This window comes from Paraglaciecola algarum, assembly GCF_021532655.1.
In the GTDB taxonomy this organism is placed as follows: Bacteria; Pseudomonadota; Gammaproteobacteria; order Enterobacterales; family Alteromonadaceae; genus Paraglaciecola; species Paraglaciecola algarum.
The window spans coordinates 131,904-155,266 of the sequence record NZ_JAKGAS010000001.1 but is presented as its reverse complement, the minus strand read 5'-3'; the positions used below and the strand labels follow the sequence as shown (position 1 = coordinate 155,266).

Below are 23,363 nucleotides of genomic sequence, written 5' to 3'. Positions count from 1 at the left end.
TTCAGTTGTCACTCCTTTGGGTTTCACCAAAATAAAGACGAATCACCAAGCTAGTGCACAGAATTCATCAATGTTAATTCACCCCACTATTTGATCACTTAGAGTGCATATAAAAATGAATTGTAATTATTCAGTTTCACTCGTTTTAACACGCATTTCTTCATATATTTCAGGTCTAAATATTTGTTTTACAATCCCATGAGGGATATCAATATTGTCAAGTTGTCCAGCACTTTGCATTTTACTCAGTAACCACTCCCCTCTTATATGTTCTGGAGAGTTGATTAAATCACTTTGCGACTTATAAAACTGATTATACGAGGGGATTTCTCTTGGCGGCATTGATTTATCAGTCAAACAACTGCCAATCAAAGAAGGTGCAATTACCTCAACTGGCGCATTGAGGTATTTAGAAACACTCATTAAACAGGCTATTTCGAAACGGTTAGGGGTACTTTCTAACCAAATACAGGCCTGTTGCAAAGCGGCAGTTAATGCCAACACAGTATTAGGATTGCTGGTATACCAAGCTTCGCGCAGGCCTAACACTTTTTCTGGTGAATCTTGCCACACATCAAAAGAAGTGACAGCAGTAATACCTAATCCTGCTCGCACCGCTTGAGCATTCCAAGGGCCACCGACACAAAATCCATCCATGTCACCGTTCTCTAACATAGACACCATGTTTACTGGCGGCACCACACCAATATCCACATCGGTTAATTTAATATCAGCAGAACTTAGCCAGTCTCGTAACTGGTAAAAATGACAGCTATATGGAAAAACCGTGGCAAACTTTATTTTAGGTCTGCCTTGTAGTTTGCGAGTTTGGATAACATTTTTTAATAAATATGCAGCTAAGGGTAAAGTTACATGACTCAAACTATTTTCGTTTAAAATTTCTACATGTAACTGCTGGGATAAAGTGATTGCATTGCCATTTAAACTTAATACTAACGGCGTAATGATATGAGTTTTAGCGCAGCCTATTCCTAAAGTACTGGCCAATGGCATGGGTGCTAACATCTGAGCAGCATCTAAGATGCCTACATGTAATTTATCACGTAAAGTAGCCCAAGAATTTTGCTTTTGTAAGGTGACATTCAGACCCCATTGATTAAAAAATCCCATTTCTTTAGCTGCAACTAAAGGGGCGGAATCTGTTAAAGGGATAAACCCTAATGTCAGATTAGTTTGCTCTGGCTTAATCATAATTGAACCTAATATTTAAAATGTGTTTAACAAAGAAATCAGAGTCTTAGCAACATCTTCTAGTTTTTGGCCAGTATCCATTGCGGTTTTGCGCATCGCTTTGTACGCTTCATTTTCACTAAGATTCTTTTTCTTCATTAATAAACGTTTGGCTTGATCAACTAAAGTCCGGTTGGCCAGTTCATGCCTGGTTTCTGTCAACTCATTCTTTAATTTTTGAAATTCTCTAAATCGAGCACAAGCGGCATCTAAGATGGGCTTAACACGACTCATTTGGATATCACCCACGACATAGGCACTGACACCTGATTCAATGGATAAGTTGATCGCTTGAGTGTCTTGTTCTTCAGCAAACATGACAACGGGTTTAGGGTTATATTGAGAAATGGTATTAAGACTTTCTAAAATATCACGGCTTGGTGACTCAATATCAATCACTATAATATCGGGTTGAATTTGCTCTACTTGTTTTAATAATCCCGAGTTGGTACTCGCTAAGTGACTCACTTTATAACGAGAGTCTTCTAACGCTATAGTCAGCGATTCTGCACGCTGTTTATTATCATCAATGAGTAAAATGCGTAATTCTTGAAACGAACTTTGCGGCCCATTGATTGAGGACTTGTGTTGTGACACGTATGTTCCGAACGAATAAATAACCTAGTATGCAGACTACTTAGCAAACCACACGCCAAATTAATTTCGCATAAGAATCAAGTGGTTACTAAGTGTAGTCAGTTATAATTAAGGATATCCATTACTATAGTAGTGCGAGCGCACCGCGATAGTGCAAATTAGTGTACCAAATCAACTTGATGGTATTGCAAGATAAGCTTGGGTCCCCCACAAAGGCACTGTCGACAAGCTGTGTTTGAAACTGCCCGAGGTTTCCTTGGTGGAATAAGACACATACATCAAAGTTTGACTTTGGGCATCGTAAATTCGGCGTATTTTCATGGTTTTAAAGAAAACGCTTTTAGACTTTTTAAATACCACTTCACCGGATTTTGATTTATCAATTTCAGCAATCATACTTGCAGTTATCTCACCAGTTTGACGACAAGCAATAGAACTATCTGACGGATCAGAAAAACTTAAATCAGCTTCAATACTGGCCACGTGGCAAGTTACCCCGGTAACGATTGGGTCTACTAATGTATTGAGTTTAATGTCTTTGGTGGTAAACGCACCAAGTGATATATCTCCCACTTCATTTTTGTCACAACTGACTAATAAAAGACCTAATATATAAATTAATTTGGTCATATAACCACCTCGAATTAACATAAAATTGAATATTTATTTACTTTTTTGAACTTTTTATTCATACTTGTTGTCTACAGTTACTATGACAGCCTAGTGAACTGTCATAGTTATCCCCTGGACCGCCTACCTTTGGTATGCGGTTTTTTTATATTTTTTAATATTGAGTGTAAATTAGTAGCATAATTACGCTATCTATATGACTTTTTTATCTAAAATACTGTATATTCCGCCCTCATTTTAGTGGTTACACAGGATATTCAATATGAAATTTTCTAATCTTGGCTTTGCAAGCGAAATTCAACGAGCGCTGGATGCCTGTGGTTACACCCAAATGACGCCTGTGCAACAACAAGCCATTACTCCAGCTAGGCGTGGAAAAGATCTATTAGTTAATGCTCAAACAGGCACAGGTAAAACTGCCGCTTTCGCTTTACCTATTTTACAAAAATTATTAGACGCACCTCAAGAATGCCGAGCAGAAAGTCCTAGAGCTTTAATTTTAACCCCCACTAGGGAGTTAGCTGAACAACTTGCCAACACCATTCAAAATTACGCTCAATTTACCCAACTGACGGTTACAGCACTATTTGGCGGCGTAAAAATGGGCGGCCAAAAAGCCAAACTAAAAGCAGGAGTGGATATTGTTATTTCTACTCCCGGTCGTTTACTAGAACATTTAAGTTTAAGCCACGTCAATTTGGCCAATATAGATTTTGTCGTATTAGATGAAGCTGATCGTATGTTAGACATGGGCTTCATAACAGACGTTCAAGCCATATTACAACAAGCCACTAAAACACATCAGACTTTATTGTTCTCTGCTACCTCTTCACCTGCAGTAAATGAGTTGTCTCACAAAATACTAAATAATCACAGTGTGATTAAAGTCAGTAAGATCAACACCACTGCCGAAACGGTTTCCCACGTCATGTATCCAGTGGAGGAATCTCGGAAAGTCGAGTTGTTTAAACGTTTGTTAAAAGAACAAAACTGGTTCCAAGTATTGGTTTTTACTAGCACCAAACATCAAGCCGATATTTTGATGGCGGCACTTAAACAAGGTAAAATTAACGCAGCTGTGTGTCATGGCGACAAAAGCCAAGGAGCTCGTAGACGCGCAATTGCGGATTTCAAATCGGCTGATTTACAAGTGCTTATTTCTACAGATGTCGCAGCCCGAGGCTTAGACATTCAAGGGTTAGATTACGTAGTCAATTTCAACCTGCCCTACTTACCCGAAGATTATGTACATAGAATTGGACGTACCGGCCGCGCTGGCAATGAAGGTTATGCGATTTCATTTGTTAGCCGCGAAGAAGAAAGCACAGTAGCCAAAATTGAACGTTTAATTGATAGCAAAATAAAACGTATCGTAAAACCTGGTTTTGAAGTGAGTAACCGTGTCAGTCTATTAAAAAGTGCCAGCCGCCATGCTCGTAATAGTCGTAGCAATAAAGCAACCGCTAGCCAATTGAGTATTCAAAAAACGGTTAAAACCGGCAGTAAAAAAGCCAAAAAATAGTTCAAGACTAAAAACTGTAGCCCGTGACAGTAAATAGATACCCAGTTGGGGATCTATTTAGAAAATCTAATTATTGAATCATCTTAAGCTTTCAAAACTATCTTAACCTGATGTGATGGTCTTCTCCCGTTTGATTGTTTGGTTCAATTCAATCATGGCACATAGCTAACGCTTAGATGCCGAATTAGGGAGGAGACCATCACATCAGGTTATCTTAATCACGTTTATAAAGTGCTTCTATCGTTGCAGATTCAATTGTATTGGCGTTGATCATATACCCAGCCAAAGCGCCTGAGGCTCCTTGTGGTAACTCTAGTTTTTCAGCTGATATTGCATGAATGGTAAATCGATAATGATGTATTCCATGGCCCTGCGGCGGACATGCACCGCCAAACGCGGCATTGCCATAATCATTTTCAATTTGCTGACTACCCTTTGGTAATAGCTTCGAATTTTTAACGCCTGCGCCCGTCACCAACTCCGTTTGAGAAGCAGGAATATTCACCAGCTGCCAATGCCACCAGCCACTGCCTGTTGGCGCATCTGGATCATAAACAGTTATAGCGAAACTTTTGGTACCTTTGGGTGCCCCTTGCCACTTTAAATGCGGCGATAAATCATCTCCTTTGCAACCAAAGCCAGTAAACTCATGCTTACTTGACATAGGTTTTCCCTGTGAAATATCGTTACTTATCAATTCTAAAGCCGCTAGTGATGAATGAGCTAAAGCCCCGTAACTTAAAGTCAAAATAGTAATCAAATGTGGACGCATATTTATCCTTAGTAAAATAAACAATATCGAGAGTATAAATACTACCTGAATTAATTTAGACGGCTAGAACTTAACTATTCAAATTAGAATAAATCACTCTCAGGCTGTTATTTAATGAACGTTTTACTGATGGCCAAGCTATAGAAATATTATCCACTAAACCTTGCTCACAATCAGTTTCCAATCGATTAACAACATCAGTTAAGGCTGCTGAATTCACGTTATTTGCAACCCCCCCTAATTTACGGGCGCCGCGCAAAATACCGGACAAATCTTCATCATCTACAGCTTGTTCTGTGGCTTCAATCGCTTGTTGTAACTCTTCCATTAAGTTCTTAAGAGCAACGGGTAATGGTTCATTACTTGTTTGCTTTTGTAAATAATGCAATAAATCAAACCAAACAGCGGGTTCCGCTGGCATGCTTAATTTAGCAATTTCTTGAAGTGTTTCATTGGGTGCTTCTGCCCCTTGCTCTAGTGCTTGTTGCTGGGCTTGTTGTAGCTCTTCTTTATGGGCCGCTAGCAACGCGCTTTCTTGTTCAGCCAACATAGACTCTTTACTTTGAATTTGTTGCTGAGCATCTTGTAAGGCTAATTCTTTATTATCTAATTGCTGTTTACTATTTTGTAATTCATTTTCCAACTTTTTAAGCTGTTCAGATAATTGAGAATGGTCATTATGTTTATCATCTAAACTTTCTTTACTGGCTGAATATTCTTTTTGTACAGCCTCTAGCGCTTGAGTCAGCTGGGCTTGTCTAGCTTCTAATGAATGGATATTTTGTTCATTGCCTTGCAATGACGCTTGCTGTTCTTGTAATTGTTGTTGCAGTTTATTTTCATGTTGCTCTTGTTGTTTTAAACGGTTTGCTAACTCATCGGCTTGTTTACGAGCATTGTCCAATTCTTGCTGGAGTTTCTGTTCACCAGACTGAGTTTCAGACACTTGTGATTCTGCCTGTTCTAATTGTTCTAGATTCCCTTCTAACTTTTCTTTTAACTGGCTATTTTTTTGTTCTGCTTCTTGTAAAGCTTTTTGTAGCTGGAATTTTTGCTGTTCAATTTCAGCATGATGTTTACGCCATTCTTCATCACTGCCTTCAATCATTTCTTTTTGTTTACTGGCCCTTGTTTCAACATCGGTTAATTCTACGGTCAGCTGTTCAAGTTTATGTTGATGCTCCAAACGCGCCATTTTTTCAGCATCTGCTTGGTTTTGAATTTCTGCTAATTTACCTTGGGTTTGCGACAACTGCTGGCGTTTGGCTTCTACTTCGTCTTGCCAAACCTGTTGTTGTTTATGCCAATCTTCGTCACTTTGGGCAATCTTTTGTTTTTGTTGGGCACTTCGATGTTCCATATCGATTAATTCTGACTGGAGTTTTTCAAACAAAGCTTGTTGCTGTTCTTTCTCCGCTCTTTCTGCTTCAGCGTGTTGTTTTGCTTTGATTAATACATTTTCAGTTTGTTGCAGCTGTTCTTGTTTAGCTTGTAACTCTTGCTGTACTTTTTGTTGCTGTAATTGCCAGTCTTTATCAGCTTGAGCCATTTTTTGCTCTTGACTGGCATTACGAGCTTCCATTTCAACAAGTTCAGTTTGTAATTTTTCAAATAAGGCTTGTTGTTCGGCTTTTTCTGCCTGTGTTTGTTGTTTAGCTTGATTTAAATTTTGTTCAGTTTGTTGTAACTCTTGTTGTTTGTCTTTTAAGGCTTTTTGCATCTCATCTTGTTGTACTTGCCACTCCTGATCACGTTTGGCAATTTGTGCTTCTTGTTCTTTATTACGCACTTCCATATCTGATAATTCAGTTTGCAACTGTTCAAATAAAGATTGCTGGCGTTCTTTTTCGGCCTTTTCTGCCTCACTTTGCTGTTTAGCTAACTCTAAGCTGTTTTCTGCTTGTTGCAGTTGATCTTGTTTGGCTATTAACTCTTGTTGTATTTTTTGTTGCTGCTGTTGCCATTCCTGCTCTGTAGTGGCCATTTTTTGTTTTTGTTGCTGATTTTTTTGTTCCATTTCGGCTAAATCTTGCTCTAATTGTTGCAAGTGAGCTTGTTGCTTCTGCTTTGCCTGTTTTTCTTTCTCTGCGGCTTGTTTAGTTTCATCTAAATCAGCTTGAGTTTGTTTTAGCTGTGCCTGTTTTTCTTGCAATTCATGCAACAACTGGCTTTGTTGTTTTTCCATGTCGCCTTTTTGTTGGGTCGACATTTCTTCAAACTTTTGCATTTCACTTTGTAAATGTTCTACATGGCGTACTTTGTTAGTGAGTTCAGATTGGGCCATTTGACAGGTTTTTTCTAATTGCCGCCTTTGATTTTCAGCTTGTTCACTGGCTTTTCTTTGATTAATCAACGACTGACGTAACTTTTCACTGGTATTGTCAGAACTAGCCAATTGAGATTGCAATGAATTAATTTGACTGCCCACCTCATGTATTTGTTTATCTTTTTGCGCAATAGAGCCTTGAAGCTGTTCAATTTCATTCGCAAAATCTTTCATCTTAGTTTGCTGTACTAACTGCTGTTGCTTAAGATTTTCAGCATTTCTTTCACTTTCTATTAAGTTTTGTTGAGCAGTTTTAAATTTCTTCTCACTGTGTTGCAGTGCATCTGAAATTTGATTACGCTGATTTTGCAAGCCTGACACTTTTTCAGCCGACTCTTGCAACTGGGTGGTAAGTTCTACATTGGCACTTTGCGCTTCATCTAACAAACTACGGCTTTGTTTATAGTCTTGCTGTAAGGCCTGTAAGTTGTGGGTAATGTTCTCATGAGCTTCTTGTAAACTACTGAATTCATGTTGCTTTTCAGAGAGATCTTCTTGAGCCGCTTGTAATTTGGTGACTGTGTCAGCCAAATTTTGTGATTTAGACGCTAGTTGAGCTTGACTCGACTCTAACATTTCCTGTTTTTCAGCCACTTGTTTTTCAGCTTCTTGACGTAAATTAAGGGCTTCTAAACGTGCTTGGTCAGCTTGTTGTAATTCTCTAAAGTCCATCCAAATACATAATATAGAATCAAATTCTTGGCCTTTATACATAGGCACATAGGTGACCTGACAAGGCAGGATTTCTTGGCCTACCTGATGCTCCCAACGGAAAAACTTAGCTTGGCCATCAAGCTTCACTTTGGTGACTTGCCTTTCTAGCTCAGTAACGGCAATCTCATCTTTATTTAAACTAGCTGAATATGGATAAGCACCAAATAGCGCTTCTTCATCTTCAATTTTGAAAAATTCGCAGGCGGCTGGGTTAAGTTGGGTAAAACCTTCTTCGCCCAAAATAGCCATTGGCATACTGCTATGCTGTAGCAGGCTCTCAAATTTGTCTTGTTGAAATTGCTCGCCAGTGCGATCTGATATCCAACATAGGTATTCTTGTTTGTCTTTATTTAATAAATCCACATGCAAAGAACTGACGTGTAGTTCGCCATTTTTACCTTTTAGTTGAGCATTAAACTGACGTAAGCGGCCCGATTGGTGAATCAGTTTTGCGGCCTTTCCTGCATTACTTGGATCATTAAACAACTGATAAAAAGAGTCTTTTTTCAAATCTCGTTCGCTTATCCCTAATCTGTCAGTCATGGCGATATTAGCGGTAATGATCTTATCGTCAGCATCAATGGTCGCGACAGCTATTGGAGCTAAATCTAATATGGTAGTGAAGTGTTTTTTAGTCTCAATTAGTTCCGCTTTAACTTGTCTAAGTTCAGTGACATCTTGAATGATCCCTATCATGCCCGAACGTTGATTTTGCTCGTCAACAATATGCTGCAATCTTAATTTGAAGTTACACACCTTGCCACTGGTTAATTCAGTTTGAAACTCCTTGTCTTTGCTCATATTAGCTGAAGCTACATTATTCGAATTTCCAGAATGTAATTTATTAATGTCTTCAGGCCATAGGCCTAAATCATAAATAGTTTGCTGTAATATCTTTTCTTTTTTGAGTTTAAACAATCGCTCAAAGGCCAAGTTACAGTCTATGACTTTGGCATCAATATCGACTACATAAATAGGATTTGGACTAGAGGTTAAGAGCGTTTTAATCTGCACCTTATTGGCTTTATTCAAATTTTCTTGGGCAGCTAAAGCCGAAAGATCATGCACCACAAAATCCATTTGGCTGGTTTCACCTTTAGTATTTTTATGTTTACTTAACCCAATAAAACGCAGTGACAACATGTCTTCAGGTTTTGAGTCGATAGGTTGGCTCCCCTGCACTTTTATCTCAGATGTAGAGCCATGAGCTAATTCACAACGCATGTCAAAATTATGGCTGCTAATAGCGGCTTTTAAGGCTTGTTCCCAGTCATATACTTGGGTTTTGTTTACCCTATTATTCAGACTTTTAAGCTCACCTATTTTTTCGATAGCATGCTCAAACATATTAATAAAAACATCATCAGCGGTATAAGTATTTTCCTCAAAATCTATGCTCAAACGACCTAAGTGGTTATGCTCAATACTCGTATTTAAGTAGGTAAGTTCATCTGAAGTTTTGTTAATTTTATCTTGATAATTACTCACGTCTGCTAATGAAATCACTTTAGCTACGCCAGTTAAAGCCACTGAAGCATGACTAATACCTATATGTAAAAAGCGTTTACTGGTGTTTAGATAGGTTTGAAAATTAACATACTGATTGGCAGACAAAGCTTGATTTAAAGTGTCTATGGTATTTTCATCAAATAAAGCCACAAAAGATTGGTTTAATAACTTATCAGGACTACTGCCTAAAAAAGATGCGGCAGTTTTATTACAAAACAGTACGTTCTCTGATTTATCTAAATGAACTATACCTTGTCTAAAATCATCCATTAAGCCGGTTTGTGCAGCAACTTGCTGCGCTTGTTTATTCTGAGATTTTTTTGCAGCTGATAATTTAAATTTACACACCACAATCAAAATTAAAATAGCTAATATTATGCCAGCGATAACGGCATAACTGACACTTAGCGTTTGCGAACTTAGCTGGGCAAAACTTACATCATTTGCCAAACTAGTGAAACTGATCCCAAATAACCCTAGCGCCATTATTCTTAATAAAACATTCAAACCCGTACGCGGTGCCATAGCACAATATCCACATAATCCGACTAGTAGTAGTGTAGAGTATAAAACTACAAACTATTTGAATAGTATGATTTAGAGGTAAGCGTATTTGCCTACATACCTAATACACCTCAAGTCAGATAACACTAAAACATATTCTGCTGTCTCTTACCTTTACTCAGAATTGCAGCAAATATAGTCAAGCTAAAATAAAACAAAAAGCCCTAAATATTTGCATATTTAGGGCTTCAAACTTTTAATAAGTTAAGCGCAATATAACGATAAACAGAACCTTAATATTTAATCATTAAAATGTTTATCAAAAATAGCTTTCATTCTTGGATAATTTGCATCCGTTTCATTGTATAGCTCTCTTTGTCTCACTAACTCGGCTTTAAGCTGTGCAATGACTGGCGCATATTTAGGGTCTTCATAAATATTCACCAACTCATCTGGATCATTTTTCATATCGTATAATTCCCAACCCGCTGGTGTAGGAATTTTATTTGGCTCTAAACCTGTTTTTTCTGTCCACTTTTTATCATAAAAAGGAAATTGTTGTTCACGGTAGTTATCACCATAAAAGAAAATCAACTTATAGTCTTTAGAGCGCAGTCCAGTATGAGCTGGCACTTCATGATACATTCTGTGGGTCCAGTAACGATAAAAAGTCGCGGTACGCCAGTTGTCAGGGGTTTCACCTCTTAATGCAGGCGTAAAGCTACGACCATGCATATAATCAGGCGTTTCTTGTCCCACTAAATCTAACAAAAACGGGGCATAATCAGTGTTGTTTATTAATAAATCACTGCGAGACCCTGCATTGTCTATGCCTGGATGCCTCACAATAAACGGCATTTGAATAGATTCATCCCATATCCAACGTTTATCTTGATAATCATGTTCACCTAACATCATGCCCTGATCTGAGGTATACACGATTATGGTGTTGTCATATAACCCCTGATCTTTCAAAGTTTGGATCAAACGAGCAATGTTGTCGTCTACCCCTTTAATACAACGTAAATAGCCTTTTAGATACTCTTGATAGGTTATACGTGTGTATTCGTCATCAGCTAAATTAGGATCGGTTTTATAATATTGACCATAGTTACGTCTCGGATTACGTTTAGAAATTGAGGTACCAATTTCTCTGATCAGAGAGTCATTTTCACCACGTGTCGCTTTAGAACCAAAGGTGTCTGGAACGCCATATAAATCAACTGGCTCTGGAATAGTCGCATCGGCTAAATAATCGTTGTACCTTGGTGCGTACTCAAAATAATCATGGGGAGCTTTGAATTGATGCATTAAGAAAAATGGTTTATCAGATTTACGTTGCTTCAACCAATCAATGCTTATGTCGGTTATCACGTCAGAAGAATGACCTGTGTAGGCAGTCGTATTGTTTGGCCAAGTCTTATCCCCTTGCACCCTAAATTGCGGATCAAAATAACTACCTTGGCCAGGTAGAACTTGGTAATAGTCAAATGCCCCTGGTTCTTCTTTTAAGTGCCATTTACCCACAATAGCGGTTTCATAACCCGCTTTTTTCATTTCAAGAGGCAAGTATTGCTGCTCTTTTCCAATACCACCTTTTAGATCTTGCACACCATTAGTTTGGCTATATTGGCCTGTTAAAATGGTGGCTCGACTTGGACTACAAATGGAATTAGTTACAAAAGCATTTTCAAACACCATACCTTCGCCGGCTAGTTTATCTAAATTAGGTGTAGGGTTTAACGAAGCGAGTCGACTACCATATGTGCCTATCGCTTGAGCAGCGTGATCATCTGTCATGATGTAAAGAATGTTATAGGGCTTTTTAGTTTGTTTAGCTGGCTGAGAGGCAGCCACTTCTTTTTTGGCTGATTCTTGACCACAAGCTGTGAGTAAAACAGCTACAACACAGGCAGAAGTTAAAGAAGCCAACATATTTAAAGTTTTATTCATTTAAATGTTCCATTTTGTTTACATTAAACGATAGTAATACAAATAGACATTGAAATACAAATATATAACTTTATATATGATAATTAATAAGAGGGATTGGTAAAACAGTTTATCAACTCAAACAAGCTAGGTAGATAGAGACGCTTAAAAGATTGTTTGCATATCACAAAGGTATAATATGCAAATTTGGGAATAGACGAAAATATAATGGTCTTGCTTTATGTTAGCTTTGTGTAGGCATGCTTCCGATAAAGTCAAACTTACCTAACGGCACCCCATTATGACGTAAAATATTATAGGCAGTGGTGATATGAAAAAAGAAATTTGGCAGGAAAAAATGACTTAAATAGATGGGCCCAACAAATTCAATAGTTTTATCTGATCCAAGGGGAACGGTTTGAATTCTTTCCAATCCAGCATCAATATCTTCATCGTCAATAGCGTCGACTCTTACTAAAATACCAGCTATGCGACTTTTTAGCTCAGAAAAGCTCTTCTCTTCAAAAGGACAATTTGGAACATCAACATCAGCCAAGCGCGATGTGCAACGCAGAGCAAACTCACTTACCATTTGAAACTGCCAAATCAATGGGTGCATATTCGGCGCTAACCTTGCTTGCAACAGCACACTTTCATCTATTCCTTTTTCTTCACAAAAAGCTTGAGCTTTATCAATTAAGCCAGACAAAGAGCCTAAATACTGTTTAACAACGGGTTTCACCAGTTCTGACGCATGTAATGATTTCATAATAAAATCCTAGTAAGTTAGAAATGAAGACATGGAGTTTGACTAACTTAATTCAAGCTGATTTTTCCTATAAATTTGCTTTGTTCTTGAGTTTGATACCAATCATTAAAAACGAGTTCAAGGTTATCAACTTGCATTTCACCAAACTGCCTAAACTGATTATTTGTTAGAAACTGAATTAGCTGTAAACTATTGCTTATGGGACTTTTATAACGCATGACAGTTGAATGGGCTGTTTTGATTTTGTAACGAGTATCCATACTATGTAGCAAGTTACTCTTACGTATGGCTTCTCTAGTATTAGCTCTGAGCTTTTCTAAAAACAGATTATTTGTATAACCAGTTAACAACACGGCTGAATTTGAAACCGAAATACCTGAAAAATCAACACTAAATTTACCTATGCCTTGTAGTGCTGTTTTCAATACATTCAGATATTCAGTTCCCACTTTAGGATCAAAAGCAAAACCTGTTTTACAAGAAACGATCGACATAATAGTTAGATGCATATCTGATTCTGGATAACAATATTGATTAGGACAAATTTTATCTAGTTCAACTAAAAACGTAGACACCTGCTTAGTGACTTTTTTAGGTAACCTTGCCAATAAAGTGATGCCGCGACGAGTGTCTCTCAGATCACCAATGTTTGGATCAGGTACTTCATTTTTTTGCTGAATAGCAGCTATCCCTTGCTGCCACATTTGTTGATAGTAGTTTTTCACAGATCTTACTAATTGGTTATCCTAGGCTTTAATAATAGCTTGGGCGATAGGTTGCACATCTGGAAAAATATACGCAATGTTTTCTAAAGACATATTCCAATGCTGATGTAACACACTAGCCATCCAACTTCTGACATCGGTAGTTGGCATGAGATCTCGTTCTTCAAACAATTGCTCTTTAGCTAATCCAGGCCAATCACCGAACACCTGTTGACCTTTCACTGCACCACCTAATAAAAACATAGTAGAGCCGGTGCCGTGATCTGTGCCTTTAGTGCCATTCACAGCCACAGTGCGGCCGAATTCAGTAGTGACTATTACCACAGTATCTTTCCAGGTATCACCTAAGGCTTGTTTTAATTCGGCCAATCCTTTATCTAGGATATCAAATTGCCTATTTAATCTAGTCGCCTGATTATTATGAGTATCCCAACCACCTAGCTCTAACATAGCGCATTGGGCTGAATCTTCTTTATTCAATATCTCCCCACAGTTTTTGGCTAAATAAGAAAAATTAGGCTTGGCCCGAGAACGCTCATCCATATCTAACATATCACGATTCATAATGGCGCTTTCTAACAAGTTAGAAAACTCTTCGTTGCCTGCATACAAACTGCGTAAACGATCCAAAGTATCATCTTCTGTTGCACTAAAATGTGGTGGGTACCAAGTTTGACTAGAGGTTTGGCCACGCAGCGCTATTGGTACCGTTTGTGCTACTGCAAGCCCTTGTCCATCTAACAAGCCTACTGCTCGAGCTAACCAACCACTTTCATAATCTGTAGTATCTAGACCACTTTCCATTTGATCTTGAGCATCAAAATGTGAACGTCGTCTATAACCAGATGCAACAGCTACCACAGGTGAAAATTCTTTGTTTTGATACCAAGTATGACAATTTTTAAAAGCAGGATGTAAAGCATAACCATTTTGCATTGGCAATAATTTGTCTTTGATGGATTCAACTAACGGCCCGCGGATATTCATATAATCAGGATCATCTGTGGGTATTACACCATGTAAAGAATCCATGGCACCACGTAACATCACCCATACAATCTTTTTAGAGGATTTGTTGTTAGTGCTAGTATTAGCTAACACAGAGGCTGTAGCCGATTGTGCAATGACCCAACCGGCCATACCACCTTTGATAAAGTCTCGTCTTGCTATATTCATCGTTTTTGAAACTCCGGGCTCATTAAAAATAATGTCACTGCTTGTTGTTTACTTTCAGCGCGAGACATTGCTTTTGCTGTGCGCTCATCTAACAAAGAACCTAATGCCTGTTGGGCTAGGTCCATTGGGACTTTTTTAACAAACTTGCTCACATGTTCAGCCCATTCAATGCGTCCCATCATTGCTCTAGGCCCAGCCCAATACTCTTGGGTATCTTTGTAACCTGCAGGTGATCCAGCAGAAAAAGGTTGTTGGCCTAAAATAGCTAAACTTTTAACAAAATCTGGTTTAAGCCGTTTTAGGTCACAGGCTCGACAAGTAGAAATAAGAAACTCTCTTGGAGTTTTAAACTTAGCCAGATAATCAGACCAGCTAAGTGGGCTTTCAAGCATTGCGCTAATAACTTTTGGTATATTACCTTTCGTTTGCATCCACACCGTTACCATTTCATCCACAATCACTTGAGGTGCATTATCATTAATAAAATGCGTCACTAGCTTTCGCGATACATGCTCGGCGGTTTTGGGGTTTTCTGCTAGATCTTTGAGAATTTTAATTCCCTGGTCTACGCCCCCTTTTCTATATACTTTTCCAAACACATTTCTGGATCCCGGTTCATGTAAACCCGCTCTAAATTGAAAGCCTGAGTTTAATTTAGCTGCGCCATCAACCCCCCAGCCTGTGATAGCCCTTGCTAACTCAGTGACATCTGCTTGATCATAACCCGCTCCCACACCTAAGGTGTGCAATTCCATGATTTCACGGGCTAAGTTTTCGTTTAGTCCCTTTTTGCCTTTACTTCTTAAACCGGCTTTAGAGTTAGGTCCAATTGACTGCTCGTTATTAAGATAAACCAACATAGCTGGGTGACTTTCTACTGCCAATAACATCTCACTGAAGTAACCAGAAATATTAGGCGCTATAGCTTCCGTTTCTAATAAGGGAGCCAAAGCTCGCATATTTTGGCCATTGACACTGACACTAAAATGATTAGAGAAAAAGTCCACTAAGCGCCAGTAAAATGGACTCTCTGAATTAATCGCGTGACTAATAGTTCGATTCACTAGCTTCATTGACTGTTTGTTCACTGCTTTTTTAGTGGCATCACTACCAGTCATCATCATGTTTTCAGAAGATTCACTTGGTTTTTTCTCCAGCTTTTTTTGTTTACGATACAAGGCCATAGCTTGAATAGCTTGTTGACTAGTCCAATCCAGATCTAACATGCCTAGTTCAGCTGTGATGTTTTCTGGAGAAACTTGATTTAAGAGCCAAACTTTAGGCTCTTCAATCTGTTTTATTAACTTTTTACTCGCACCAAATCCAAATCGATGAGCAGCAATAAATGCTTGATCCAAATTCATCAGTTTTTCTCTTCTTATTCACAAGATGTATTTAGCAGAACTTTATGCCGAATTTGAAATTAGGCAAGCTTACTTACATTTTATTTACAATCACCAAATGGCGCTTTAATAACTTTCATTTAAGACCAAAGGTATAAGTGAGTAATTTATTTCACAAAATTATAACAATTCATACCTAAGTATCGACATGTAGATTTTTTAATCAATCAACTTGGTCTTTAATAAATCCAACGCAACAAGATTTATTTAAACAATCTTTTGTAAATGATTTTAAACAAAGCTATTTAAACCTAACTAGATAACATTGAGGAATTGACCATGTTGAAAATTGTTAAAACTTCTATCGCAATCGCAACTATTTCATTACTGTCTACAGGCGCTGCACATGCCAATGTAGGTGAAGCCTTACAGAATATCTGCACCATAGTTAAAGCAGATGACAAAGGTGAATTACGTAAAAAGATGAAGCGAGTTCAGTCAGATTTCAGTTTACGTATAAAAGATTATTATTCAGGTGTATCTTGTGGTGGCAACAGCTTAATTCGCACTGCCATGTTAAACGATGCAGTTGAAACTGGTACACTTATGATTAAAAAGATGCCCAAGAGTGATTTAGGCGCACCAGAGAAAGATGGTAAGACAGTAAGTGCATGGGCTACAGAGCAAGGCTTAGATAGCTCACCTATTTTTGCAGCACTAACAAAACGTTTATAATCAAACAGTCAACATGGATGGTAGATGTACCTTAACATCTACCTTTAAAAAACGGCCTCATATGAGGCCGTTTTTTTATATCATGATCCATCTTCTGACAAATCATGCTCGGCGTGATCTAACAATTTGCCGTCTAACTTTTTATTACTTTGCACACCTAACTTTCTAAATTGTTCTACTTGCCTAACTAGATTGCCTTTACCTGTCGACAGCTTGTTCATTGCTCCATCAAAATTCTTTTGGGTAGACTCTATGGCTTTACCCACTTTATCCATGTCGGTAACAAAACCATGAAATTTGTCGTATAACTTAGCTGCGTTTTCAGCAATTTTTTGGGCATTTTGATTTTGGTACTCGTACTGCCAAATATTATTAATGGTACGCAAAGCCACTAGCAAGTTCGTAGGACTAACTAACATAATATTGTTGTCGAAGGCTAACTTAAGTAAATCAGGCGCTTGGTCGGCGGCTAATAAAAACGCTGACTCGATAGGAATAAACATCAACACATAATCTAAGGTGCGAATGCCTTTTAAGTCTTGATAGTCTTTTTTGCCTAATTCTTTAATATGATTACGAATTGAATTGACATGTTCTTTTAAATGAACAGCCCTAACTAACTCATCTTCTTGTTCGTTAAAATAACGCTCGTACGCAGCAAGTGATACTTTTGAATCTACCACTACGTCTTTATCACCCGGTAAATGTACAACCACATCTGGTTGATACTGTTTACCCACTTCATTTTTTAGAGAAACCTGAGTATCGAACTCATGACCTTCCCGTAGCCCCGATTCTTTCAAGATCCTTTCTAAAACCACCTCTCCCCAATTACCTTGAGTTTTATTGTCACCTTTTAGTGCTTTAGTCAGAGCGGCTGCGTCGTGAGTAATTTGTTGATTTAACTCTTTTAAACCTAATATTTCAGTTTTGAGGGATGCCCTTTCTTGGCCTTCTTTGACATATTGATCGGTAACTTGGCGTTTAAACCCTTCAATTTGTTCTTTAAAAGGTGACAAAATACTGTCTAAGTTTTCCTTACTCGATTGACTGAATTTTTCTTGTTTTTGTTCAAAAATTTTATTGGCTACATTTTCAAACTGTTCTTTGAGTCGTTTTTCTGCCGCTTCCAATAGTTGTAGTTTTTCGTTGCTGGCGATCTGTTCTTGTTCAAACCTAGCGGCTTGAGACTCAAGCTGAGTGCGTAAATCAGACGCCTGTTTATTGGCTTGTTGGTATTCTTGCTGCCACTGTTGTTTTTCAGTTTCTAATTCTGCAATACGCTGCACTTGTTGAGTTAGTTGGCCTAAACGGTTTTGTAGTGTTAGCTGCTCTTCTCGCGCTGACTTTTGTTCTGCAATTAACTCTTTAAGGCTGATATCTTGTTGCGCAAGTTGATCCCTTAACAATTTATCTTGTTGTTGATAAATCAACTCAGCTTGTTCAAGAGCTTGCTTTTGTTTGTTTTTGGCACGTATTGCAGTAAAAACCGAACCACATAACAGACCAAATAAAAATAAACCAGAGAAGAGCATAACGTGAGTAGGATCGTCGAATTGAATCATATAAATTATTGAAAACTCTAAAGTAAAAAATATTAAAAGGCGGCAATTAATGCCGCCTACAAAGAAAACGAAGAGATAACGCCTAAATAAGCAAATCGAGCTTATTTATTTTGTTCAGCAATTTTTACCTTCCAAATAGCCGGGCCGGTTTCGTGAGCATTGGCACCAGTGCTGTCAACTGCAACAGTAACCGGCATATCCACTACGTCAAACTCATAAATAGCTTCCATGCCTAAATCTTCAAAGGCCACTACCCGTGCTTTTTTGATGGCTTTAGATACTAAGTAAGCCGCACCACCTACCGCCATTAAATACACGGATTTATGCTTGGCAATACTTTGTACTGTGGCAGGTCCTCGCTCCGCTTTACCTATCATGCCGCTAATACCGGTTTGTTCTAACATCATGTCAGTAAACTTATCCATACGAGTAGCTGTTGTGGGGCCTGCAGGGCCAACCGCCTCATCACCAACCGCATCTACTGGCCCTACGTAATAAATAAACTTGTTATCAAAATCAACACCTTCTGGAAGGCCTTCACCATTAGCCAACATTGTTTGAATACGTTTATGGGCAGCATCACGGCCAGTTAACATTTTGCCAGATAACAATACCGTCTCACCTACTTTCCATTCTTGAATATCAGCTTTAGATACTGTGTTTAAATCCACTCGACGAGTACCTGCACCTACTTCCCAGGTGACTTTAGGCCAATCTTCTAGCTTAGGCGGGGTAAATTCAGCAGGGCCTGTACCGTCTAAATGAAAGTGGGCATGGCGCGTAGCGGCGCAGTTAGGGATCATAGCCACTGGTTTAGATGCGGCATGTGTGGGCATTGACTTAATTTTAATGTCTACCACTGTGGTTAACCCACCTAGACCTTGGGCACCTATGCCTAAGTCATTGACCTTTTTGAATATATCTAAACGTAGTTTTTCTTCAGTAGTTTGTGCGCCTCTGTCCATCAACTCTTGAATATCTACAGGATCCATCAAACTTTCTTTAGCCAGTACTGCGGCTTTTTCAGCTGTACCGCCAATTCCTATACCAAGCATACCTGGAGGACACCAACCTGCTCCCATAGTCGGTAGAGTTTTCACGACCCAATCAGCAATATCATCACTTGGGTTTAACATCACCATTTTAGATTTGTTTTCGGAGCCGCCACCTTTAGCTGCAATCATCACTTCAATATGATCACCAGCCACTGTGTCTATATGCACCACAGCTGGGGTATTATCTTTGGTATTGGTGCGTTTACCCGCAGGATCCGCAACAATGGAGGCACGTAGCGGGTTATCTGGATTCAAATAAGCGCGACGTGTGCCTTCATCAACCATTTGTTGCACAGTTAAATCTGTTTTATCCCACTGCACACCCATACCAATTTTCACAAAACAGGTGACTATGCCTGTGTCTTGGCATAAAGGTCTTTTACCTTCTGCTGACATACGTGAATTAATTAGGATCTGTGCCATGGCATCTTTAGCGGCTTGACTTTCTTCTTTGTTATAGGCCTTTTCTACGGCTTTAATATAATCAAGTGGGTGATAATAAGAAATAAACTGCAAAGACTCTTCGATACTATCAATAAAGTCTTGCTGGCGGATAACAGTCATAAATGCCTCATGAATTTTCAGGAATAATTTTTCAGCTATTATGATAACCTGCTACAGCTATTTGCTCCACGACAAATCAATATCAATTTATTTATATACGTAGTCAAAACCAACAGATGACATTACAACAAAAATCTTCTTTATCTATTAGGCCCCTAAATATCGCTGCAACAACTTCTATCTCGGATGTGTTCGAGCAGTTCTCTAATCAAGCGTGGGCTATGTTATTGGACTCAGCAGATAGCCTGCATCAAGATGGACAATTCGATATTTTTGTGGCCAATCCAGTGGCAACTATTACCACATCTGGCGGTCAAACCACCATCACCAAACCTGACAATTCGGTGACTCAAAATCAAGATGATCCCATCAATTTATTACAAGAGTTAATCGATAGTTATATCCCACAAGATATTTCAACTTCAAATGAAAATTCGTTACCTTTTATGGCAGGCGCTTTAGGTTATTTTGGTTATGATCTAGGTCGTCAATTTGAAACCCTAGCAGAAGCTGATTTAAACGAATATAACACGCCAGATATGGCGGTTGGGATTTACACCTGGAGCGTGATTAAAGACCGAAAATCTGCACAATTTTATTTGTGTAGTTTAGACAGTTACCCCCATCCTTCCATTGCTCAAATTGAACAATCAAACACCTGTTTGCCCCCTACTCGCTTTAGCCTGACAAGCCCTTGGCAAGCCAATATGACTAAACAACAATATCAACAAAAAATAGCCAAAATACATGACTATTTAACTGCGGGCGATTGTTATCAAATTAACTTAGCACAACGATTTTCAGCTCAATACCAAGGTGATGAATGGCAAGCTTACCAACAACTTAGAAGCGAAAACCAAGCTCCATTTTCAGCTTTTATTCGTTTACCAGAAAGTTGTATTTTAAGTATTTCACCAGAACGTTTTATTTCGGTAAAAGGCAAAAACGTACAAACTAAACCGATAAAAGGCACACGCCCTAGAAGTACCGATATAATCCAAGACCAAGAACAAATAGAGCAGCTATTAAGTTCAGAAAAAGATAAAGCTGAAAATTTAATGATTGTCGATTTATTACGTAATGATTTAAGCAAACATTGTACGCCAGGTAGTGTCAAAGTGCCGGAGCTTTTTAAAATAGAAAGCTTTAAAGCCGTGCATCATCTGGTGAGTACGGTTACGGGAGAGCTTAAATCAGATAGTTCAGCACTAGATTTACTTAAGGGGGCATTTCCTGGTGGCTCAATTACAGGGGCGCCAAAAATCCGAGCTATGCAGATTATTGATGAATTAGAGCCTAATAACCGAAATATTTATTGCGGAAGTATTGGTTACCTTGGTATACAAGGAGATATGGACACCAGTATTTGTATTCGAACCTTGCTTTGTGAAGCTGATAGATTTGAAAACGCTAAAAGTGAAAAATCTACCTCTCCTAAAAACGCAAAGGTTAATCATATTTATTGCTGGGCTGGCGGCGGAATTGTAATTGATTCAGTAGCTACAGATGAATACCAAGAAAGTTTAGATAAAGTGTCTAGAATATTACCTGTGCTCGAATAATGGTAAGATCCACATGAACAAAACTCAGTTTTTAAACCAATTTCAGCATGCAAAAATAATTCAGCATGATGCAGATTATCCGCTAAAAACATCGGGTAGACCGGCGGCTGTGTTACTACCGATAATTGAATACTCAGAGCAACTCTCAGTATTGTTTACCTTACGAGCCAAACATTTAAAACACCATGGCGGTCAAATTAGTTTTCCTGGTGGTAAACAAGAAACCTCAGACTCAAACTTATTAGATACAGCATTACGGGAAACCGCAGAAGAAGTGGGCATTCAGAGGGAGCAAATAGACATAATAGGGCAACTACCTGTGTACCGGACCATTACTGGTTTTGAGGTCACACCCTACATAGGTTTTGTTACGCCAACTAGTAAATTAATTTTAGATGAAAATGAAGTACATAGCACTTTTGAAGTGCCGTTGGAATTTTTGATCGATCAGACAAATCACTTTGTGCATATGGTTAACCGCAAAAATATTCCCCACCCAGTTTATTTTATTCCTTGGCAAGAGCATAACATTTGGGGGGCAACTGCGGCATTCGTTCGTACCTTATCTAATCATCTGCAACACACATAAACACAATAATAATCTGCTGACTTATCAACTTAAGTTTACACTTTCACTCAATAAGCTGATTGCAAATTTAGCCATTAACTTGTTCTATTATTAAATTAGCCACACAATCGCAAATTCTTTTTGCTTTTGACGGTTGAGTATATGCTCAGTGTTTTTGATATTTTCAGTATTGGCATTGGCCCTTCTAGCTCTCATACAGTGGGGCCTATGCGTGCGGCTAAGGCATTTTCACAGCAATTAATAGAGCAAAATTGTTTTTATCAAACCACTCACATTAGCACTGAGTTATTTGGCTCACTGGGTCAAACAGGTAAAGGCCATGGTAGTGGTAAAGCTGTCATCCTTGGTTTATTAGGGTATGAGCCAGAAACGATAGATAGCAATTTAATTGAACAAGTCTTATCCAATATCGAACAAACTGAAAGCCTTAGTTTACTGGGTAAAATGGACATTCGCTTCCCTAACAAAGACGCGATTATTTTTCATCGTCGTAAATCATTACCACAACATTCTAATGCCATGACCTTGAATGCTTGGCATCATGAACAACTCCTATGTTCACAAAGTTATTTCTCTATTGGTGGCGGCTTTATTATCAAAGAACAGGACTTTAACCAACACCAACAATCTGTGAAAAAGCATGGCTTACAAAACATTCCATTTCACTTTTCAACCGCAGAACAATTACTCACACTTTGTAAAAACCATAACTTTTCTATTAGTGATTTGATGTTAGAAAATGAACTAGCTCATAGAAGCAAACATGAAGTCACTCAACAACTTTGGGATCTATGGCTAGTTATGTCCAAATGTATTAAAACAGGTATTAAAACTGAGGGAATTTTACCAGGTGGATTAAAAGTAATTAGACGTGCACCCACTTTGTTTAAACAGTTACAAACAGAGAAAGCGTATGATCCCATGCAAGCAATGGACTGGGTAAACTTATTTGCATTAGCAGTAAACGAAGAAAATGCGGCCGGAGGAAGGGTTGTCACCGCTCCGACCAACGGCGCCGCAGGCATTATCCCCGCGGTACTGAGTTATTTTAATAAGTTTATTAGCCCTGTAGATCAATCCATAGTGAGTCGTTATTTGTTAACCGCTGCAGCCATAGGTATCTTGTACAAAACTAATGCGTCTATTTCTGGCGCAGAAGTGGGCTGCCAAGGAGAAGTCGGTGTTGCTTGCTCTATGGCAGCAGGAGCCTTAACTGAAATAATGGGTGGCACAGTCAACGAAGTGGAAAACGCCGCTGAAATCGGCATGGAGCACAACTTAGGTTTAACCTGTGATCCTGTAGGAGGTTTAGTACAAGTACCCTGCATTGAAAGAAATGCTATGGGCGCAATTAAAGCTATCAATGCCTCTAGATTAGCCCTGCGAGGAACAGGACAACATAAGGTATCATTAGACAAAGTTATAAGAACTATGTGGCAAACCGGTAATGATATGAAATCTAAATACAAAGAAACCGCCAGAGGCGGTTTAGCTGTAAATATTATTGAATGTTAAATATTTCT

17 protein-coding genes are annotated in these 23,363 nt (G+C 38.6%); 5 read left to right on the top strand and 12 right to left on the bottom strand.

The window, feature by feature from the left end:
* Positions 1–126 precede the first annotated feature (126 nt).
* The 3 genes from L0668_RS00700 to L0668_RS00690 all read right to left on the bottom strand — a co-directional run bounded on the left by L0668_RS00700 (position 127) and on the right by L0668_RS00690 (position 2,478).
* Entirely contained in the window at positions 127–1,212 is a 1,086-nt protein-coding gene (locus L0668_RS00700; RefSeq protein WP_235310140.1) for a CmpA/NrtA family ABC transporter substrate-binding protein, read from the bottom strand.
* Between the two features lie 15 nt (positions 1,213–1,227).
* A complete protein-coding gene (locus L0668_RS00695) occupies positions 1,228–1,848 on the bottom strand; it encodes an ANTAR domain-containing response regulator (RefSeq protein WP_235310139.1) in 621 nt (206 codons plus the stop codon).
* Positions 1,849–2,019: 171 nt separating this feature from the next.
* The gene (locus L0668_RS00690; RefSeq protein WP_235310138.1) at positions 2,020–2,478 is read right to left on the bottom strand and encodes a CreA family protein; all 459 of its coding nucleotides are present in this window, start codon (positions 2,476–2,478) and stop codon (positions 2,020–2,022) included.
* A 262-nt stretch (positions 2,479–2,740) separates the two neighbouring features.
* Here L0668_RS00690 and L0668_RS00685 point away from each other — a divergent pair, with 262 nt between their 5' ends.
* Positions 2,741–4,000 (top strand): DEAD/DEAH box helicase, encoded by a 1,260-nt coding sequence (locus tag L0668_RS00685; RefSeq protein WP_235310137.1) that lies wholly within the window; start codon positions 2,741–2,743, stop codon positions 3,998–4,000.
* 214 nt (positions 4,001–4,214) lie between these two features.
* Here L0668_RS00685 and L0668_RS00680 read toward each other — a convergent pair whose 3' ends face one another.
* The 7 genes from L0668_RS00680 to L0668_RS00650 form a co-directional block, all read right to left on the bottom strand.
* Entirely contained in the window at positions 4,215–4,772 is a 558-nt protein-coding gene (locus L0668_RS00680; RefSeq protein WP_235310136.1) for a YbhB/YbcL family Raf kinase inhibitor-like protein, read from the bottom strand.
* Between the two features lie 70 nt (positions 4,773–4,842).
* Positions 4,843–9,846, bottom strand: coding sequence for a PAS domain S-box protein (locus L0668_RS00675; protein ID WP_235310135.1), 5,004 nt, complete (start codon positions 9,844–9,846; stop codon positions 4,843–4,845).
* A 279-nt stretch (positions 9,847–10,125) separates the two neighbouring features.
* Complete coding sequence (locus L0668_RS00670; protein ID WP_235310134.1) at positions 10,126–11,778, bottom strand: sulfatase family protein; 1,653 nt, start codon at positions 11,776–11,778, stop codon at positions 10,126–10,128.
* Between the two features lie 223 nt (positions 11,779–12,001).
* Complete coding sequence (locus tag L0668_RS00665) at positions 12,002–12,526, bottom strand: DUF1993 domain-containing protein (protein ID WP_235310133.1); 525 nt, start codon at positions 12,524–12,526, stop codon at positions 12,002–12,004.
* 47 nt (positions 12,527–12,573) lie between these two features.
* A complete protein-coding gene (locus L0668_RS00660; RefSeq protein ID WP_235310132.1) occupies positions 12,574–13,251 on the bottom strand; it encodes a hypothetical protein in 678 nt (225 codons plus the stop codon).
* Positions 13,252–13,272: 21 nt separating this feature from the next.
* Positions 13,273–14,427 (bottom strand): DUF1501 domain-containing protein, encoded by a 1,155-nt coding sequence (locus L0668_RS00655; RefSeq protein WP_235310131.1) that lies wholly within the window; start codon positions 14,425–14,427, stop codon positions 13,273–13,275.
* Positions 14,424–15,791 carry a DUF1800 domain-containing protein gene (locus L0668_RS00650; RefSeq protein ID WP_235310130.1) on the bottom strand — a complete coding sequence of 456 codons (1,368 nt, stop codon included), beginning with the start codon at positions 15,789–15,791 and terminating at the stop codon, positions 14,424–14,426. Before L0668_RS00650 ends, L0668_RS00655 begins: the two co-directional genes overlap by 4 nt.
* A gap of 318 nt (positions 15,792–16,109) precedes the next feature.
* Between L0668_RS00650 and L0668_RS00645 the strand changes: the two genes are divergently transcribed.
* Positions 16,110–16,505, top strand: coding sequence for a DUF3718 domain-containing protein (locus tag L0668_RS00645; protein WP_235310129.1), 396 nt, complete (start codon positions 16,110–16,112; stop codon positions 16,503–16,505).
* 80 nt (positions 16,506–16,585) lie between these two features.
* On the opposite strand, the gene rmuC is transcribed toward L0668_RS00645, so the two are convergent.
* Positions 16,586–18,070 carry a DNA recombination protein RmuC gene (rmuC, locus tag L0668_RS00640; protein ID WP_235310128.1) on the bottom strand — a complete coding sequence of 495 codons (1,485 nt, stop codon included), beginning with the start codon at positions 18,068–18,070 and terminating at the stop codon, positions 16,586–16,588.
* Positions 18,071–18,171: 101 nt separating this feature from the next.
* Positions 18,172–19,689, bottom strand: a complete 1,518-nt coding sequence (locus L0668_RS00635; protein ID WP_235310127.1) for a fumarate hydratase — start codon at positions 19,687–19,689, stop codon at positions 18,172–18,174.
* Between the two features lie 116 nt (positions 19,690–19,805).
* Here L0668_RS00635 and pabB point away from each other — a divergent pair, with 116 nt between their 5' ends.
* The 3 genes from pabB to L0668_RS00620 all read left to right on the top strand — a co-directional run bounded on the left by pabB (position 19,806) and on the right by L0668_RS00620 (position 23,355).
* Positions 19,806–21,251 (top strand): aminodeoxychorismate synthase component I, encoded by a 1,446-nt coding sequence (gene pabB / locus L0668_RS00630; protein WP_235310126.1) that lies wholly within the window; start codon positions 19,806–19,808, stop codon positions 21,249–21,251.
* A gap of 13 nt (positions 21,252–21,264) precedes the next feature.
* A complete protein-coding gene (locus L0668_RS00625) occupies positions 21,265–21,840 on the top strand; it encodes a CoA pyrophosphatase (RefSeq protein WP_235310125.1) in 576 nt (191 codons plus the stop codon).
* Between the two features lie 141 nt (positions 21,841–21,981).
* The gene (locus L0668_RS00620; RefSeq protein WP_235310124.1) at positions 21,982–23,355 is read left to right on the top strand and encodes an L-serine ammonia-lyase; all 1,374 of its coding nucleotides are present in this window, start codon (positions 21,982–21,984) and stop codon (positions 23,353–23,355) included.
* Positions 23,356–23,363 lie beyond the last annotated feature (8 nt).